This is a genomic window from Spirosoma validum (assembly GCF_014699035.1).
GTDB lineage: Bacteria > Bacteroidota > Bacteroidia > Cytophagales > Spirosomataceae > Spirosoma > Spirosoma validum.
In genome coordinates this window covers 120,747-136,532 of the sequence record NZ_JACXAA010000002.1, presented here as the reverse complement: position 1 = coordinate 136,532, position 15,786 = coordinate 120,747, and the positions used below count along the sequence as shown (strand labels likewise).

Annotated in this window: 19 protein-coding genes; 10 read left to right on the top strand and 9 right to left on the bottom strand. The window is 46.6% G+C overall.

Annotation, left to right across the window (positions count from 1 at the left end; genetic code table 11):
- Window positions 1-14: 14 nt before the first annotated feature.
- Window positions 15-971, bottom strand: a complete 957-nt coding sequence (locus tag IC230_RS05425; protein ID WP_191037971.1) for a Kelch repeat-containing protein — start codon at window positions 969-971, stop codon at window positions 15-17.
- A gap of 144 nt (window positions 972-1,115) precedes the next feature.
- On the opposite strand from IC230_RS05425, the gene IC230_RS05420 reads away from it, so the two are divergent.
- The 4 genes from IC230_RS05420 to IC230_RS05405 all read left to right on the top strand — a co-directional run bounded on the left by IC230_RS05420 (window position 1,116) and on the right by IC230_RS05405 (window position 3,606).
- On the top strand, window positions 1,116-1,778 hold the full coding sequence (locus tag IC230_RS05420) for a peptidoglycan DD-metalloendopeptidase family protein (RefSeq protein ID WP_191037970.1): 663 nt from the start codon (window positions 1,116-1,118) through the stop codon (window positions 1,776-1,778).
- A gap of 75 nt (window positions 1,779-1,853) precedes the next feature.
- Window positions 1,854-2,000, top strand: coding sequence for a hypothetical protein (locus IC230_RS05415; protein WP_191037969.1), 147 nt, complete (start codon window positions 1,854-1,856; stop codon window positions 1,998-2,000).
- A 286-nt stretch (window positions 2,001-2,286) separates the two neighbouring features.
- Window positions 2,287-2,787 carry a GbsR/MarR family transcriptional regulator gene (locus tag IC230_RS05410; RefSeq protein WP_191037968.1) on the top strand — a complete coding sequence of 167 codons (501 nt, stop codon included), beginning with the start codon at window positions 2,287-2,289 and terminating at the stop codon, window positions 2,785-2,787.
- Window positions 2,788-2,841: 54 nt separating this feature from the next.
- Window positions 2,842-3,606, top strand: coding sequence for a thiol-disulfide oxidoreductase DCC family protein (locus IC230_RS05405; RefSeq protein ID WP_191037967.1), 765 nt, complete (start codon window positions 2,842-2,844; stop codon window positions 3,604-3,606).
- Window positions 3,607-3,741: 135 nt separating this feature from the next.
- Here IC230_RS05405 and IC230_RS05400 read toward each other — a convergent pair whose 3' ends face one another.
- Window positions 3,742-4,536 carry an alpha/beta fold hydrolase gene (locus IC230_RS05400; RefSeq protein ID WP_191037966.1) on the bottom strand — a complete coding sequence of 265 codons (795 nt, stop codon included), beginning with the start codon at window positions 4,534-4,536 and terminating at the stop codon, window positions 3,742-3,744.
- Window positions 4,537-4,635: 99 nt separating this feature from the next.
- Here IC230_RS05400 and IC230_RS05395 point away from each other — a divergent pair, with 99 nt between their 5' ends.
- The 4 genes from IC230_RS05395 (at window position 4,636) to IC230_RS05380 (ending at window position 6,482) form a co-directional block, all read left to right on the top strand.
- Window positions 4,636-4,914, top strand: a complete 279-nt coding sequence (locus tag IC230_RS05395) for a hypothetical protein (RefSeq protein ID WP_191037965.1) — start codon at window positions 4,636-4,638, stop codon at window positions 4,912-4,914.
- A 66-nt stretch (window positions 4,915-4,980) separates the two neighbouring features.
- Window positions 4,981-5,232 (top strand): hypothetical protein, encoded by a 252-nt coding sequence (locus IC230_RS05390; RefSeq protein ID WP_191037964.1) that lies wholly within the window; start codon window positions 4,981-4,983, stop codon window positions 5,230-5,232.
- Window positions 5,233-5,311: 79 nt separating this feature from the next.
- Window positions 5,312-5,701 (top strand): DoxX family protein, encoded by a 390-nt coding sequence (locus IC230_RS05385; RefSeq protein WP_191037963.1) that lies wholly within the window; start codon window positions 5,312-5,314, stop codon window positions 5,699-5,701.
- Between the two features lie 67 nt (window positions 5,702-5,768).
- Window positions 5,769-6,482, top strand: coding sequence for a hypothetical protein (locus tag IC230_RS05380; protein WP_191037962.1), 714 nt, complete (start codon window positions 5,769-5,771; stop codon window positions 6,480-6,482).
- A gap of 58 nt (window positions 6,483-6,540) precedes the next feature.
- Here IC230_RS05380 and IC230_RS05375 read toward each other — a convergent pair whose 3' ends face one another.
- Complete coding sequence (locus tag IC230_RS05375; RefSeq protein ID WP_191037961.1) at window positions 6,541-7,068, bottom strand: hypothetical protein; 528 nt, start codon at window positions 7,066-7,068, stop codon at window positions 6,541-6,543.
- 144 nt (window positions 7,069-7,212) lie between these two features.
- Here IC230_RS05375 and sufB point away from each other — a divergent pair, with 144 nt between their 5' ends.
- Both sufB and IC230_RS05365 read left to right on the top strand, forming a co-directional pair.
- Window positions 7,213-8,712: a Fe-S cluster assembly protein SufB gene (sufB, locus tag IC230_RS05370; protein WP_191037960.1), complete on the top strand. Its 1,500-nt coding sequence runs from the start codon at window positions 7,213-7,215 to the stop codon at window positions 8,710-8,712.
- Between the two features lie 116 nt (window positions 8,713-8,828).
- Window positions 8,829-9,776: an alpha/beta hydrolase gene (locus IC230_RS05365; protein WP_191037959.1), complete on the top strand. Its 948-nt coding sequence runs from the start codon at window positions 8,829-8,831 to the stop codon at window positions 9,774-9,776.
- Here the strand turns inward: IC230_RS05365 and IC230_RS05360 are convergent, their stop codons facing one another.
- From IC230_RS05360 to IC230_RS05335, 6 genes are all read right to left on the bottom strand, one after another.
- Window positions 9,777-10,304 (bottom strand): DUF2911 domain-containing protein, encoded by a 528-nt coding sequence (locus IC230_RS05360; RefSeq protein WP_191037958.1) that lies wholly within the window; start codon window positions 10,302-10,304, stop codon window positions 9,777-9,779.
- A gap of 264 nt (window positions 10,305-10,568) precedes the next feature.
- Window positions 10,569-11,840, bottom strand: coding sequence for a DUF6600 domain-containing protein (locus IC230_RS05355; RefSeq protein WP_191037957.1), 1,272 nt, complete (start codon window positions 11,838-11,840; stop codon window positions 10,569-10,571).
- Window positions 11,841-12,008: 168 nt separating this feature from the next.
- The gene (locus IC230_RS05350) at window positions 12,009-12,833 is read right to left on the bottom strand and encodes a mechanosensitive ion channel family protein (protein ID WP_191037956.1); all 825 of its coding nucleotides are present in this window, start codon (window positions 12,831-12,833) and stop codon (window positions 12,009-12,011) included.
- A 90-nt stretch (window positions 12,834-12,923) separates the two neighbouring features.
- Entirely contained in the window at window positions 12,924-13,874 is a 951-nt protein-coding gene (gene corA / locus IC230_RS05345) for a magnesium/cobalt transporter CorA (protein WP_191037955.1), read from the bottom strand.
- Window positions 13,875-13,964: 90 nt separating this feature from the next.
- Window positions 13,965-14,420: a hypothetical protein gene (locus IC230_RS05340; RefSeq protein WP_191037954.1), complete on the bottom strand. Its 456-nt coding sequence runs from the start codon at window positions 14,418-14,420 to the stop codon at window positions 13,965-13,967.
- Window positions 14,421-14,474: 54 nt separating this feature from the next.
- A complete protein-coding gene (locus IC230_RS05335) occupies window positions 14,475-15,737 on the bottom strand; it encodes an asparagine synthetase B (protein WP_191037953.1) in 1,263 nt (420 codons plus the stop codon).
- Between the last annotated feature and the right edge of the window lie 49 nt (window positions 15,738-15,786).

Here is a 15,786-nt window from a genome sequence, read left to right as displayed (position 1 = left end):
GCGACAAGGAAGTCTCAGTAGGTCGAATCAAATGCCCATAAATCATCGAAGCGGGCAGAGCCACTTTCACCAGTAGTCACATACCCTTTCGAACCAATAGCAAAGCCAACAGCCTTTTTTCGTGAAGCGCCCTCAAAAACGGCTTTCGCTGTCCAGGAATCATCACCGGGATTATAGGCCCAAATACTACTCCCACTCGATCCCGTCGCCAGATAACCAATCCTATTGATCACAAAACCCACGCCGTATGCTCTTGGAAAGGCCGTATCCGGTACATCCCGGCGCTGGGTCCATACGTCTTTCACCGGATCATACACCCAGAAATCGTTTTGATTGACGGTTTGTGTACTTCCCGTTCCAATGTAAGCGAGGTTACTGATGATAAACGCAATAGCCCCGACACGAGCACTGCCACCAAAATCAGCTTTACGGATCCATGTATCAGCTGATGGCTCATACGCCCATAAATCCCGTTGTTCCTGACCATCAAACCCCAGACTGACAAAGCCCTTCGCACCAGTAGAAAAGCCAGTGGCCGAACATCGGGCCGATCCCCCAAAATCAGTGACGCGTTTCCAGGCATTTAAATTCGGATCATACTCGTAGAAGTCACGTAACAAGACCCCATTGTTGGCTAAACCCAGTCCGATATATCCTTTTGTATTGACGGCAAAGGCAACAGCTTCGCTTCGGGCCTCTCCAGCGAAATTGGCTACCTGCGTCCAGGTATTTTGCTCAGGGCTATACCGCCACATATCCCTAAGTGATTGATTCTTATTGTCCAGGCCCGTTCCAACATAAGCTCTGTTGCCAATCGTAAACGTAACGGCGGCACTTCGGGCTACGCCGTCTAATGCACTGTTGACAATCCAGTCTCCCAATAAAGGGCGCACAGTGGTAGTATCTGCACAGCTCGGCAATAAGATTACCCAACCGATACAAAGGCTGAATAGTATAGCATTGGCTTTCATATGTTTAGAAAAGTTGATTTAGATAAAATTGATCGTATCAAGTAGTCAACAGTTGCCCTTTAGCTCGTCTTGACGTAGTTTAAGGTGAAGTTTTCTATGTCATGTTCATACATAGCACTTCCTTCATTTATCCTGAACGTATCAATGCTACTCCCTTTTGATTTCACGAACGACCCTTATTTACTTCTCGATTTTTCAGCGATGAACCCTGACCTCGCCCCCGAACGTCGGCCCGGTCTTGACTTGGCGAACACCGCTACGTTTACTGATTATGTATTTGGTAAATTGAAAGCAGCAGGTGCCAAAATCGGTGTAGGCGGGTACAACGAGCATCGGGTTATTTATCGCCGGAGTAAGCATTTCAATACATCAGACGCGGAACCGCGTGAAATCCACCTGGGCATCGATTTTTGGGCTGATGCCGGAACACCAGTGTATGTTCCTTTAGATGGCAGCGTTCATAGTTTCCAGGACAATGCAACTTTCGGCGACTACGGACCAACCATTATTCTGGAACACCATAACCCAGGAGAAAAGCCGTATTACTCGCTCTATGGCCATCTGACCCGCCAATCGTTGGAAGGGTTGTATGAAGGCAGAGCTTTTAATGCGGGTGAGAAACTAGGCGAGATTGGCCCCTACCCCGAAAACGGCGACTGGCCTCCCCATCTCCACTTTCAGTTGATGAACGACATGCTTGGTTTGAAAGGCGACTTCCCCGGCGTTTGTTCCCTAACCGATCGGAAGAAATTTCTAGCGATTTGCCCCAACCCTAACAAATGGCTGGGTATTGCAGGTTTGCCCTGATTTGGGCCTGTACCCGAAAACAAATTAATTAAAGCGTTTTAGGGGAATTCGTGTTCTACCCTAAACACTACTATCATGGCTCACGAGGAAAAGAAAAACAAGAATGTCAAGAAAGTAGCCACCAAAGCGCCTAAGGTGCATGGCGCGCCTAAAATACCGAAGTACGAACAGAACGAAGCCGGAATTATGCCTCCTTCCCTATCACCAAAAACAAAGAAATAGTTAGCATCACCCTACTACTCATGTCCGTGGAAACTACAGTTTTTAAGTAGTTTCCACGGACATTTACTATGAGAATAGCTCGTATACTGTTGACTAGATGAAAAACTAATTTAATTGACGAGACGTCCACTGCTCGTTAAGCCTTATTCAAACTTCTGACCTGTAATTCAAATCAGCTGTTGTTAGATTCATTAGTTCGTTGCCACGTAAGTATAGATAGTCTTATTAGGCACACAAAACTTTCAATATATTTTGAAATTATAAAAACAATGATTTACCTTTGGGTATGACATTCGAGGAAGCAAAGGATAGATTTATTCACACGTGGGGAACGCTGGCTACGCAGTGGGGTATTAACCGCTCAATGGCGCAACTGCACGCGGTGCTGCTCATTTCGCCAGAGCCAATGTCTACAGAAGATGTCATGGAACAGTTGCAGATTTCGCGGGGAAACGCCAGCATGAACCTTCGCGATCTGATGGATTGGGGCCTGATTTATAAACAACTCAAAGTTGGTGAGCGACGGGAGTTTTTTATTGCCGAAAAAGACATTTGGAAAGTTGCGCGGCAAGTTGCAAAAGAACGTCGGCGTCGGGAAATTACGCCCGTTGTTGACGTACTGAACGAGCTTAAAGCCATTCCGGCCGATACGCCCGAATCACAGGAGTTTCATCGCGTTATGGAAGGTTTAAGCAACGTAGTAGGATTTGCCGATAATACGCTTAACGCCGTTATTGAGGCCGAGGAGAACTGGTTGATGAGTCAGTTTCTTAAAGTATTTCGATAATTTTTTTAGTTAATTAGTTTCAATTGTTTCTGAAAATTTAAAAGACAATAAGTCATGAAAAAGCTACTGATTTACGACGGAAGTTGCCCGATGTGCAACCTTTATACGAAAGGGATGGTAGCCGCCGACACTAGTGGCTGCTTATCCCGAATCAGTAATGAACAGCTGACCCAGGAATCCATTCTCAACCGCTTAGATAAGCAACGTGCACGGCATGAGATTCCGCTGGTTGATCTGGATGGTGGTGAGACATTATACGGCGTTGACACCTGGGTTTATGCGTTTGGCCAACGGAGTCATTCCATTGAAAAGATTTTGTCACTCAAGTGGTTCAGGGCATTCCTGGAAAAACTTTACGCCTTCATTTCGTATAACCGGCGGATTATCATTACGTCAGCACCCGGTCGCTGGCAGCTACTGGATCTTCAACCCGAGTTTCGGCTTGGCTATCGACTGATGTTCGTTATGCTGGCATTAGGGTTGGTTGGCGGTCTGCACTACGTTGTTGCTGGATCACTCGATTGGTCTGTATTCGCCCTGCTAGGTGGACAACTGAGCCTGATCAGTTTGTATGTATGGAAGTCAAAACAATTTCCGTTTCTCGAAACCCTACTCGACTATACGGGTCATCTGGCCATGAGTTTACTGCTGGGCGGTATCGTTATGGCCATTGGATTAGCGTTTCACTGGCAAACAAGCATCTTAATTGGTAGTGCCTTAACGATCAGTCAGCATTTCATTCGGACGTACCGACTAAATCTGAATCCGTGGCTAAGTGCCAGTTTCACTGTACTCTACCTGCTGGTCGTATTTTCTTAGGCTTTAAAGGGGGGACCTCATTTTAACTGGATCAATTATGGCTACTTCAGATGAATGGTACAATAACCTCCGTTTCCGCTGGATCGTGTTGCCCGTACTAGCCTATATGCTTAGCTGGATGATGCACTAGCCGATTCACTTCGTCAAAAACTCCACGACAGCTTTTGCAAACTCCGGCGTTCGCATCGCCCCACCATGATTACCCGGCACAACGACCAAACGAGATCCCGGTATGGCATCGACCAGCGTTTGTGGATCACCATTATCTTTATCCTGATCGCCATTGACAACAAGCACCGGAATTCGAATCTTGCCCAACTCAGCGCGGGACGTAACGGGCTGAAATTCCTGTAGACGAGCCAGCACAACCGTATCGGCACCCGATTTTTTAGCGTTGTCGACCGCAGCTTGTAATTCAGGATGGCTACCCGGTTTGGTCAGCGCTTCGTGAAAATTCCGGCGTCGGTACCAGTTGGGGTCAGAGAAGTCAACACTAATACCCCCCATTACGGCCCGACGTACCTGCTTATCCATCGTCAGCAATTTTGCCGTTAGAATGGCTCCGCGCGAATAGCCCACTACGTCGTAGTTGGTCAGACCAAGCTGTTTCATTAACGCCATTACGTCCTTGAGTTCGGTATTATCGCGGTAAGCGTCGGCCGCGTGTGGCCTGTCTGACAGCCCATTACCCCGTAAATCGAGCGTAACAACTTTAAATCCGGAATCGGCCAGCGCTTGCCGAACAGGGGCACGTTTCCAGCTTTCGCTGTTGCTGATAAAGCCATGCAGCAAAACAACCGGTTTCCCTTCACCCAAAATGTCGTAATGAATTTTTGTCCCGTCGAATGAGGAAAACAGAGGTTCACGGCTGTTTTGAGCCTGGACGATACCCCATAACAGCAGGCTGATAAGTAGTAGGAATGATTTCATGGGCCAGGCGAACTAAGTCTATAACAAAAGCAGTCAAATAAGTCTAACCTTTCGCTATTCTACCGGGTTATCTTGCGTATAACAAACCACTCAACGACTATGGCAACCGCATCAACTCGCCAAAGCTCTACTGATAAAGAGCTAATTGCTTCACCCATGGGCCTCATTGACGCCGACGACTTCAAAAATCAAAGCGAAGCTACAGACGCCCTGTTCCCCGAAAATGGAGATGACGACTCCGATGATGAATATATAGAAGAAGACGAATTGGAGGACGAGCCCGTCGATGAAGAGGGTGATCCTACTGGCGAACACGATCATCATCAGGATGATAACTACGCGTTAGGTGGGCACGTAACGCGCTCAGGTGGTGTATAGACCTATAAGGTTTAAAAGCCTATAGGTCTGAATTTATCAACAGTTAATAGTTAATCCGATAACGTTATGAACACTAGTGACAACAATGCATACAACCCGGCTGACGATGACAATCAAGGGGTTGTACAACTTATGGCTCAAGGTCAGGAAGCCAGCCCAGGTGTCTCCCAGTATGAACGTATCAATCCAGTCAAAGCATCAGGCCCCGAACCTGAGAAAGCCGAAGTTAACGAAAACACCGATGATGAAGGCCTCAACGACGATATAACGGCTGAAGAAGACGTCGAGAATGGCGAAGCGGACACGGCTGATGAATAGACTTTTAAGAAAAACCGGCAGAAATTGTTGAATTCCTAAAATCGTTACGCATCTTTAAGTATACATTATGCATTAACGTATGAATACGAACCAGTTAGCTCAGCTTGTGATACGTATCGGCCTGGGGATTAATATGCTTATGCACGGTCTTGTACGTATTCCCAAACTAAGTGCGTTTGTCGCGAAGATGGGGGCTGGTTTTGCCAACACAATCTTACCTGAAATTCTGACCAAAACGTTTCTCTATACGCTTCCCTTTGTTGAACTAACCAGCGGTATTTTGATTCTGCTAGGCGGTCAGTTCAGTAAATGGGGATACTTTATAGGCGGGCTAACAATCGGCGCCCTACTGTTTGGCACAACCCTGAAAGAAGACTGGACCACCGCTGGAAATCAGCTTATTTACGTCATCGCATTTTACTTGGCGCTACGCGGTCTGGATTCATCAGGAAGAAATCGGTATCGTTAATTTTCACTTTCCTTACAACGGTTATTGACCTGATGGAATCCGTATAGGAAACCAATTCGAGTTAATAATGAAATCAACGTTGTTTTTTGCTACCATTTTAACGAGCAGTTTATTTCTTTTTTCCGCCTGTCAACAGGAAAATGTTCCTGTACTACCTGGCCTTCCTTACCAATCCAACTTTCAGTATGACAGCAATGGTTGGTCGGCCAACATTGTTGATTACGGCACTGCACAGGATACCAGTATGCGTTTCAAAGCAGCCTGGACCAGTCTGCCAACTCCTCTGGACGGCAGCCGGAAATCGCTGATGCTGGAAAGCATGAATCGCAGCGATGATGCGTTTATGTTTTTGAAGAAAAAAGTGACAGGTCTACAGCCTAATACAGATTATTCCCTGTTATTCGAGATTGAATTAGCTTCACAATACGCGACAAATTCGGTTGGCATTGGGGGTTCGCCAGGAGGTAGTGTCTATCTGAAAGCCGGTGCTACGTCGATTGAGCCCGTTAAAGAGCTGAAAGACAATTATTATTCACTTAACGTTGACAAAGGTGCTCAGGCCACTGATGGCAAAGATGCTATTACGTTAGGCAATGTTGGTATAGGCGACGACGTAACCGGATACAAGCTTATTACGCGCTCTAATGCCAACAAACCTTTTACGGCTCGTAGTAATAATAACGGTGAGCTTTGGTTGCTGGTCGGTACCGATTCAGGATTTGAAGGCTTAACAACACTCTATTACAGTAGTATTAAAGTAACGACGAAGTCGACACAATAACTTTCTGATTCACTCAACGTAACGAATGCCATTACCACCGTGTGATGGCATTTTTTGTTTAATGCTGAGGGCATTTTCCCAGCTCTGTTACTTTATTTTGGTCGAGTTGCCAGCAATTGCCATAAATATCGGCGTATCGTATCCGAAAATGAAACGAGCTGTCAGTGACTATTTTCTCAAGCTTAGAGCTAAGAGGTTCGTCATTTCGCATGAGCTTAAACAATTCATATTCATCGCCAGCTTTTAAAACCATTTCTGGTTCTAGAGTTCCATGCATAAATCCACCATTTAGATGGCCTGTATGTTGAAACAACAAGACTGACAGGGTTGGGTACTTATGCCCTTTATAGATAGTCTCCACTGATTTTATAATAGCTGGTCCTACACCCTGATTGGCTACCGAGTAAGTAAAATTTAACTCAAGGACCCCACTACTGGTTGCAATTCGTGGCCATACAGATGCCTCCTGCTGCTCGCGGGCGATCTTGGTTTGAAAAATGGAGACAACAAGTGCGGCTAAACTCAGGAAGGTAGCCGAAATACCGAGAAGAAGTTCAATATTGATGCGTCGCCGGGGCGTATCCATAGTAGATAGACTATACGTAGTGCAATGCCCGAAATAACGGAAAGTTTCCGATATTTGTCCAACCTGCCCGGAACATACCTAACCGGCAAGTTGTTGAAATAGTATACCGCAAGGGATAATATACCCAAGCGACTAACCGAGACTATGAGCAAGGACGCTGACATTTTAGAAAGCATAACCAACGCCGAATATAAATACGGATTCGAGACGGTGATTGAGGCTGACGAGGCCCCGGTGGGTCTTGATGAGAGTATTATCCGTTTCATTTCTGCGAAGAAAGACGAACCCGCCTGGTTACTCGAAAACCGGCTGAAAGCGTTCCGGATGTGGCAGGAGATGACCGAACCACACTGGCCCAACGTCAAATATCCTAAGATTGACTATCAGGCCATTAAGTATTATTCGGCACCGAAGCAAAAGAAAACTGTCAACTCCCTCGACGAAATTGACCCTGAACTGCTCGATACGTTTAAACGACTCGGCATTTCACTACAGGAACAGAAACGGCTGGTAGGTGTAGTTGATGGTGATGGTTCTATGGATGATGCGATGCCAAGTGATCGGCCGCGCGTAGCTGTGGATGCCGTTATGGACTCAGTTTCTGTAGCCACTACGTTCAAAAAAGACCTCGCTGAACGCGGCATCATTTTCTGCTCCATTACCGAAGCCGTTCATGAACACCCTGAACTGGTCAAGAAATATCTTGGCTCAGTTGTACCCGCTAAGGATAATTATTTTGCCGCCCTGAATGCTGCGGTATTCACCGACGGTTCATTCTGTTATATTCCGAAAGGTGTTCGTTGCCCGATGGAACTCTCGACGTATTTCCGTATCAATGCCGCTGGAACGGGGCAGTTCGAACGAACGCTTATCATTGCCGATGAAGGCTCATACGTGAGTTACCTCGAAGGCTGTACGGCACCCATGCGCGACGAAAACCAACTTCACGCAGCCGTTGTCGAACTGATTGCTCACGCTGACGCCGAAATTAAATATTCGACGGTGCAGAACTGGTATCCGGGCGATAAAGACGGCAAAGGCGGGATTTACAACTTCGTAACCAAGCGTGGTATCTGCGAAGGCGCAAATGCCAAAATATCCTGGACGCAAGTCGAAACGGGTTCGGCCATTACGTGGAAGTATCCTTCGGTCATTCTGAAAGGTGATAATTCAATTGGTGAGTTCTACTCGGTAGCTGTTACGAACAATATGCAGCAGGCCGATACGGGCACCAAAATGATCCATATCGGTAAAAACACGAAGAGCCGGATTGTATCGAAAGGTATCTCAGCTGGTAAAAGTCAGAACTCATACAGGGGCTTAGTTCAGGTGCTGAAACGGGCTGAAAACGCTCGTAATTATTCTCAGTGTGATTCGCTGTTGTTAGGTGATAAGTGCGGTGCGCATACGTTCCCGTATCTGGAAGTAAACAACCCAACAGCTACTGTCGAGCACGAAGCCACTACGTCGAAAATTGGTGAAGATCAATTGTTCTATTGCAACCAACGCGGTATTCCGACGGAACAAGCCGTAGCTCTGATCATTAATGGCTACGCTAAAGAAGTGCTAAATCAACTGCCGATGGAATTTGCCGTAGAAGCGCAAAAGCTGCTGGCAATCAGCCTGGAAGGCAGTGTTGGATAATAACTGTTAAAAATTTAGTGTATGAAAAAGCCTCTGCGAGAACGTAGAGGCTTTTTCATACACTAAGCCACGGCAAATTTCGTATTCATTTAACTAGTATTTCTCCCCACTCACGAATGTCGCTACGTAGTTTTCTGATTTGCTCGTTATTTAGTTTTCTGGTTTTCACGACTACGGCTCAATCACGTCGGCGGGCTCAACTAACATCACCCCAGAACAACGGTCCTGTACCGGTTGTGTCCGCCCCGCAGACTCGTTTGCTGGAAAGTATGGTGTTGAATAGCTCGCTTCTAAATCGAGCGGTGAAATACTCTATTTACCTACCCCCTGATTATTATACGTCAAATCGCCGTTACCCAGTGCTTTATCTGTTACATGGCCTTGGCGATAACGAAACCAGTTGGATACAATTCGGTGAAGCTGATCGAATTGCCGATGCGGGTATTCGGTCGGGTGAGATACCGCCTATGATCATCGTCATGCCAGATGCCGGTACTACGTTCTACATCAACGATTATCAAAGTAAAATACGTTACGAAGACATGTTTGTGCAGGAGTTTATCCCTCACATTGATACCATGTTTCGTACACGACCGCAACGCGAATTCAGAGCTGTTTCGGGGTTATCAATGGGTGGCTACGGTTCCTTAGTGTTGTCGATGCATCACCCTGAATTGTTTAGTGTCTGCGCAGCACTGAGCGCGGCTGTCCGTACAGACGAAGCACTCATGAGTGTCCCTGACGAACGCTACAATACGGTATATGCCCCTTTGTTCAGCGGGCCAGTCAAAGGCGAAGAGCGATTGACAATTACCTGGAAACGTAATAGCCCGATTACCCTGGCCAAATCAGCACCAGAAGGTGACCTGACTAAAGTCCGATGGTACATTGACTGTGGAGACGATGATGGGCTAACGGTCGGAAACGCTATGCTTCACATTGCCCTGCTTGACCGTAAAATTCCGCACGAGTACCGTGTGCGCGACGGCGCTCATACGTGGTCTTACTGGCGCACGGGTCTACCCGACGTTCTGAAGTTTATTGCCACGAGTTTTCATCGATAGCTATCGTCTCTGAATCGGGACAACCGCTTCTGTTTCATCCCAGATCAGAGCCATTTCGGCACCGTTGGCAGCGGGTCGAAAGCTAATGTAAAATTGCTCGGCCATCGGACTGTGCTTCTGCGAGACAATGGGGACCCGTAATACGTCTTTCGTCTGATCGTAATTAGTGCCCCACTGACCCGTTTCACCATTGAAAATAGCAATCCACCCATTTTGCGAGGGGATCGTCCAGAGTGAATATTCGCCCTTATCTAAAGGTTGTCCGGATACAATTACGTTCTGATCAAAGTCGATGACGGTTGCTTCGTTGGCACCCGTGCGCCAGACCTGCCCGTAGGGCACTAATCCTCCAAAAATCTTACGACCTTTTTTATACGGCTGACAATAATCGACCGTGATTTTCAATCCATTCTGATCAATCTGTGCTATCGCTTCAGGACTACTGGATTTCGTCCAGCTACGTAGTGTGAAAAAGCCAACGAGCGCAATGGCTGCAATAATACCGACGATAATAAGAAGACGTTTCATGATGCATTCAATGGATTTAAGCTGACTGCGCGCAAGGTAGGAAGATTTTGTAAGTTACGAACGTGCTGCATACCTATTACTCCCGATCAGCTACTCTTGTTCATAACATACAGAATTTAGCTGAGATTCAATTCAGTTGGTGTATAAAGTGGTTTGTATTAGCCAGTACTCCCATAGAACGACCAATTTCCTAAACACAACAACGCTACGCTCCCAAATAGAAACGTAGCGTTGTTGTGTTTGCAGATCTTAATCAGATCCTCTTTATCGTGGACCGCGGCCTCTCCCTCCTCCGCCTGGACTAGCGCTATTTTCTACCCGCTGGGGCTGCTCCTGACCGCGCGATTGGCTTTGCATTCCCCTGTTGTTTTCAGGCATCCGCTGAAAGCCTCCTTCGCTACGTCCGCCAGGGATGGGCTGGCTATTGGATTGGCCTTGCCGCTCAACCCGTTCATACGACCGGTTTGGCGACTGCGGGCTACTACCTTGTTGTGCGTTGCCAGGCGAATAGCTTCCCCGGCTGGACTCGAAGCCCCCCGACTGAGGTCTGCTGTAATTCCCGGCGTTAGGTGTTGGCGTAGTTTCATAACCTCCGTTCCGATCTGCAGAAGGATTTCCACCGTAGTTTCCCCGGCTTGGTGCATTGCCGTTGTTGCCCTCATAATTACGGGTGGGTGGATTCGCATTACCGTTATAATTACCCCGGTTTGCCTCATAATTCCCTCGGCTCGATGTACCATTACCGCCATAATTAGGTCGGGGAGTGTTATCAAATCGGTCGTTACGTCCGTAGGCCTGGCCATAACCCGATGATTGACCGGGACGATAGAAACCAACCGAACCATTGCCAACTACTGAACGTCCTGGCCGATCCATTCGATCAATCCGATAAACGGGAACCGACTGGCGAGTATAGCGCTCAATATCGCCACGTGGCGGCCCATAGGCATACGCCCGATTGTTGGCCCGATAATAGTTATTGATGATCGTAGTATTCTGGTATATGTTCACCACACGCGGACGAGGCACACAGTAACTATACCAGCTTGGACTGGTAAAGTAGACCTGAGGAACGAAAGTCCAGTATGGGGCAGGAATGTTAATGTCGATGTTCACGCCGGGACCCAGCGGTGCCCAGCCATAATACCCGCCCCCTGACCGCCACGAAACCCAGGCAGGTGCCCAGTCAGTGCCGGGAATCCAGAGCCAACCGCCATAGGCCGGGTCATAGATCCACCGACCGTAGTGGAAAGGTGCCCACCCCCAGGCATAATCCGAAACCCAGGTGTTTCCATATTCGGTCATAACCCAATGTCCTCCTGAAGAGTAAGGCTGAAAATTCGGATCTGCATTAGGTAACCATACGTTGCCGTAATTGGGATGCTGTGTCCACTGTCCATACGGGGCTAATTCGTTGTAAAACGACTCAACAGGCACACTAGCGTCAGGTTGAGCTGATGCATGCCGGGCGGAAAACGGTCCTAAAGCGAGTACCGCGATCAGACCAAGCAATTGTATGGTTTTCAGAATATTCATGACGCTACGTTATTTGTTGAGTACCTAAACTCATCAACAATTAGATTGCGCAATCAGCTAAACGTTTAATGAGCTGTCAAACAAACTTTATAGAATGAGTAAATAAAAATACCGCCCCGCTGATTTAGCGGGGCGGTACGTAACTTAGAATACGTCAGATTAGTTGTTTTATTCTTCGTTGGTAATAAACATTTTCGGTTTTGGCGCTTCGATACCATCTTTGGCAAACTGCCGGGCAATGTTTTCGAGCATATAATAATACGTATCCCAATAAGTCTCGCTTTTCGTCCAGACCCGCACATCGTAATCCCGAGAATTTGGGTTTAGCTTAGCAATCAGAACATCATGCTGGCGGTCTTTAAGTGCGTATGGGCAGGCATCGACTACTTTCTGAATAGAGGCCTTTGTTTTATCCAGATCATTCTGACTACCAACACCATATACTTGATCGACGCGAATAATACCTTTCGTACTGATGTTCATGATAGCCGATGTCGACAGCGCACCATTAGGCAGAATAATTGTCTTATTATCCAGCGTAACCAGCGTTGTATCGAAGATTCGAATAGCCTCGACGTTACCCGTAAACCCTTGGGCCGAAATAAGATCACCTACCCGGAATGGCTTGAATATCAGAATCAATACGCCACCCGCAAAGTTGGATAAGCTACCTTGCAAAGCCAGCCCTACAGCCAAACCAGCAGCTCCAATAATGGCTACAAATGACGTTGTCTGAACACCAAGCGTACTGGCAATACTCAGGAGCAGGAGTACACGTAGCAGGCCGTTTACTAACGATAAGAGAAAGGGTTGCACATCACGGTCAACGTGCCGCCTGGTCATAGCTGACGACAAAAGTCGCGTAATCCAGCCGATCACCCAAAGGCCGACAATAAGCGTTATAATAGCCAGTAACACACGGCCACCGTATATCGTAATAAACGTTACGATTTGGGCATAAAAAAGTTCAAGTCTGGTTTGCGCCTGTTCCATAAATGTAGATGGGATTGTATTTGAGAATCAGACGCTAATAAACAGAAAAGTAACTTTCTGAGCACAACGTAACGTTATTATATTTTCATATTATAACCAGTTCTTACGTCGGAACACCCAGACTGTTAGGGCTGATGATAGTACCATCATGGCAATGGCAAAGACGTAACCATATTTCCAGTTTATTTCGGGCATACCGCTGAAGTTCATGCCCCAGATGCTGGCCAGTAACGTAGGCGGCAGGAAGACTAATGATACAACCGTGAAGATTTTGACGATCCGGTTCTGTTCCAGATCAATCAGACCGAGGTACGTATTTTGCAGAAACTCCAGCCGTTCGAAGATAAAATTCGTGTGATCGATCAGTGAGTTAATGTCTTTAATCAATGTTCGTAACCGTTGTTGTTCGAGGTCATTGAACCATCCATCAGAGCGAATCATAGCCGATATAACCCGTTGCTTATCAACCACATTCTCACGAATCGACATGGTGAGCTCCTGGTAATCGTTGATATTGAGGAGCATTTCGCGGTCGAGATTGGCGTCAAGGTCAAGCATTCGATTAATAGCCTTGATTTCACCCGATACCATTTCAATCAGATCAGCATCTGAGTCAATACGAAATTCGAAGATGGAGATCAGAATTTGTGCTCCGTCGCTAAAGAGCGCCCGCCGTGACTTAATACGTTTGACCGTATCAGCAAACGCCTTTAAATCAGCGTTTCGATACGTAAATAATGTATCATCTTTAAGTAGAAAGCTTACTGGTACTGTTACGTATCGATGTTCCGTGTCGGGCACTAAAAAATTAGAGTTCGCAATCATAAAGTCATCTTCCTCAATGTAGCGCGAACTACTTTCAATTTCCAGTTGCTCCTGCTGGCTTAGAAAATCGACATCAAATTTTTCTTCTACCCGTTTGATTTCAGCAGGCGTCGGGTTTTGTAAATCTACCCACAACGTACGTTCGGTATTGGAGAAAGAATCAATATCGCGGATTTTGCGAACAGCGGTAGCGTCTTGCTGAAAAATGCGGATCATGCAATCGTAGGTCGAGTTATTGGCGGCAAAGTTCGCAGAAAACAGTCGGACTGTAGTCTATTCAACTGTATTTCCACGATTACTTTTCCATTAACTCAGTTGAACGTACTGCCGATCAAGAAAATGCTGTAATTCGTCGGGCCGTTGCGTACCAATCGTGATCTGGCGACCATTGGGACGTATAATTCGTAAACCTTTATTGCCCGCAATGTTATAAACCCAACCGGCAAAACCCCAGCGGATACCGTAGCCAACAAAACTATATTCACTTACGGAAACCGACTGAACAGTGTTCCACGAAATCGTACGCCAGGAGAGAATTGGAAAAATACGATAATGAATGCCTTCGGAATCTAAACGAGTGTCCAGTCGCCAACTGTATAGGAGTAAACTAATCAATAGCGGTGGAATGAATTCAATGAGCAACATGGGATCATTCCACGTATCAGCGGCATACAAAGAACCGACCAAGATAAGCGTGATAAAGCCCAGGATTATCCATACCCATCCTTGGCGAAAGCGTTGGGATTCGGTGAAAGTGTCCATGTGGTAAGTAATCGTTACGTCGCTAAATTAATCAAATTTGCGACGTACGACACACTACGTTTTTTGCTTCTTTTTCTTAGCAGCTGGAAACAAAATATTGTTGAGAATCAGACGATAACCCGCTGAATTGGGGTGAAGATTAAGGTCGGTCGGCTCCTCGCCGATTTCGTGTCGGTAATCTTCCGGATCATGACCACCGTAGAATGTAAAGAATCCTCGTCCATACGGAGAATGAATATAGCGAGCCTCTCCTGCTGCCCGATTTTCGGCCATAATCACCACTTCGGGCTTGATCAGATTTTTCTTGAAGGCCGTCGTTTGGCCCATGAATCCCTTGATTACATTCTGGTGATTCTGGGTTAGCATCGTCGGAATAGGATCGTATTTGGCCGAGAATTGAAACAGCGTGAAATAATCGTTGTGCTCGCTCAAACCGCGTTCTTCGGGTTGATTGTCAATATTGGAAAATTCAATTAGGTACGGGTTCGTATACACCTGGAAATTACGGAAAGCAAATGTTTGGCTGTAATCCAGTTTACTGTTCGCATTCGGATCGGCTGGGTCGCCGTCGTAGAATGAATCAACAATATCGGTCTTCTGCGCGGCCAGGGCGATATCATACGTATCCGTGGCGTTACACATAGCGAACAAGTAGCCACCACCTGTTACAAATTCCTGGATTTTTTTCGTAACCGCTAATTTTAGCTGAGGTACTTTAGTGAAGCCAAACTTGTGAGTAATCGTTTCCGCTTCGCGCTTCTGTGCGATGTACCAGGGCTGATCTTTGAAATGAAAAAATTTACCGTACTGTCCCGTAAAATCTTCATGATGTAGGTGCAGCCAATCGTATTCAGGCAGTTTACCGTTCATTACTTCCTCATCAAATACGATATCATAAGGAATTTCAGCGTACGTCATAACCATTGTAACGGCATCATCCCAGGGCTGTTTTGTTTTGGGGGAATACACAGCTACTTTGGGGGGTTTCTGCAATTTCACCGCATCCATGTTCGCGTCGGCAGCGGCAACCTCACTCAAAATTTGCGCCGATTGAGCATCCGAGATTACTTCATAACTGACCCCCCGAATCACCATTTCATTAATAAACGTCTGGCTTTGCGGCATCATAAACGAGCCACCCCGGTAATTAAGCAACCAGTCTATTTCGGTATCGTGGGTTTTCAGCACCCAAAAGGCAATGCCGTATGCTTTTAAATGATTCTTCTGGCTATCGTCCATCGGAATCAGAATTTTGGACGCCCAGACATGACCCGTTAGAGTCAGGATTAGGACAAGCGGTAACAGCAGCCGTTTCATAGGTTTCCCCGTTAAGATTACTCTTGGTAGTTTTGTAATAACGAAAGAT